Source organism: Actinoplanes sp. ATCC 53533 (assembly GCF_003947245.1).
On sequence record NZ_QHHV01000347.1, the window covers coordinates 1 to 2,434 of the forward strand.

The following is a 2,434-nucleotide window of genomic DNA, read 5'->3' on the forward strand; positions in this document are numbered from 1 at the left end:
ACTCCGGCACCGTCGGCTACGAGTGGGACGACTCCGGCAACCGGACCAAGGCCGGGGCGAAGACGGCCACGTACGACGAGCGCAACCGGCTGCTCAGCGACAGCGACTACACGTACGCGTACACGCCGCGCGGGACGATGACGACCCGGACCAGTTCCGGGCTCGCCGAGACGTACTCCTTCGACGCGTTCGACCGCCTGGTCAGCGCGGAGGGCCAGGCGTACGTCTACGACGGGCTCAACCGGGTGGTCAACCGGGCGGGCAAGGGCTTCGTGTACGCCGGGTTCGAACCGGACCCGGTGAACGACGGCTCCGAGCAGTTCGCCCGCGGCCCGTCCGGTGAGCTGCTCGCGGTCGAGGACAGCGAGAACAACACCCGGATCACGGTCTCCGACGAGCACGACGACGTGGTCGCCTCGTTCGACTCGGCCGGCGACCTGTCGGCGCTCGCGGCATCCACCGCGTACGACCCCCACGGCCAGCGGATCGCCCAGGCGGGCGAGCAGTCCAACGTGGGCTACCAGGGCGACTGGACCGACCCGGCCACCGGGCAGGTCAACATGGGCGCCCGCTGGTACGAGCCCGGCACCGGCACCTTCACCTCACGCGACACGGTGAACTACTCGCAGGGCGACTCGATCCTGGCGAACAAGTACACCTACGGCGCCGGCGACCCGATGTCGAACAACGACCCGACCGGTAACTGGCCGTCCTGCGGCTGGTGCAAGAAGGCCGCCAGCAAGGCGTGGAACTACACCACCCAAGCGGCCAGCACGGCGTGGAACTACACCACCCGCGTGGTCAGCAATGCCGGTTCCTGGCTGGCCAACCAGGCCCGGGCCGCCTGGTCCTACGTCAAGAGCGCCGGCTCGGCGTTCCTCAACAAGGTGACCTCGGGTCTGCGCGCCGCGGGCAACGCGATCCGCTCCGCCTACGACCGCCACGTCCAGCCGGCGCTGAAACGGGCCCAGAACTACGCCGCGCAAAAGGCAGCCGAGATCCATCGAGCGGCGGTCGCGGTTCAGGCCAGAGCCAAGTCAGCGATCAGCACCGCGGCGAAGAGCGTCTCCCTCAAGCGCCTCGGCGCGGCGGTGCGGGCCTCGCTCGGCTCCATGCAGTTGACCATCTCCGGGGCCATGCCCGCCAAGCTGGTGCAGAGCTTCAACTCGGTCGTACAGGACATGAGCAGCGCAGCCGACGCCCTCTACAAGAACGCGACAGCCGCGGGCAACGCGATGATCAGCGGCTTCGAGGCCGCGGGCCAATGGGTCGTCGACAACAAAGCGATGATCATCGGCAACGTCGCAGGCGCGGTGGTCGGCCTCGGCTGCGGCATCGCAATCGGCGTAACCGGCGTCGGCGCGATCGCCTGCGCGGCCGCGGGCGGCGCGGTCGCCTCGCTGGTCACCGACGCGATCGAGGGCGGCAAGGGCTGGAAGGAGATGGCCGCGAACGCGGTCCTGGGCGGCACTATCGGCGCGGTCATGGGGCCGTTGTCGACGGTCGGCGGCTCGGCGGTCACCGGCGCGGTGCGCGGCCTGATCAGCGGCGGCGTGCGCAGGGCGGTCAGCGCGGGCAGCACGGCGGCGGCGACAACTTTCAAGTCCTTCGGCAGCACCCAGGTTGGTGGCCTGGTCGGTAAGGCGCTGGCCAACCGGGGCGCAAGCTCCGCCGGCCGCGAAGCCGTCGAGTCTGCCGGTGCTTCGTGCGCGCGGCAGCAGGCGCCGAACAGTTTCGCCCCGGGCACCGCTGTTCTCATGGCAGATGGAACCAGGAAGAAGATCGAGGACGTCAAGCTCGGCGACCTGGTGCTCGCCACGGACCCGACCACCGGTAAGACGGAAAAGCGCAAGGTGACCGCACTGATCACCGCCGTCGGCGAGAAACCGATGGTCGAGCTCACCGTCGACACCGACGGCAAGAAGGGCAACGAGACCGCCTTCGTCACCGCGACTAATGGACACCCGTTCTGGGCGCCCGACCTGAACAAGTGGGTGAACGCAGGCGAGCTTACGTCCGGCGCGATGCTGAAGACCGGTGCGGGCACACACGTCCAGATCACTGCAGTCAAGAAGTGGACCGCCCAGACGCAGCGGGTCCACAACCTCACAGTCGACGGCCTCCACACGTACTACGTCGCCGCTGGGGATGCATCGGTTCTCACCCACAATTGCGGTAAGAGTAGTACGGGCGGAGTCGATTACGTTGACACGGATGGCTGTAGCAATGTTTGCATGGGCGTGAATCCACATTCTGATGACCTTGCATCCGCTGTCGGTGGGCACACATTTAATGGACCGGCATGGTCTGGGACAAATACCGCGAGTGGTAGGCCGCTGTGGATGGAAGGCATCAGTACGGTCGCACGCAGCGGCAATATCAGAATCTCATTCTCATTGGATGGGCTTTTTGGTGCCGGTGGCAGGACTGTTGC

1 protein-coding gene is annotated in these 2,434 nt (G+C 67.2%); it reads left to right on the forward strand.

Features of this window, described 5'->3' with window-relative positions:
- On the forward strand, positions 1 to 2,434 hold a 2,434-nt coding region (locus DMB66_RS56630), incomplete at both ends, for an RHS repeat-associated core domain-containing protein (protein ID WP_233625558.1).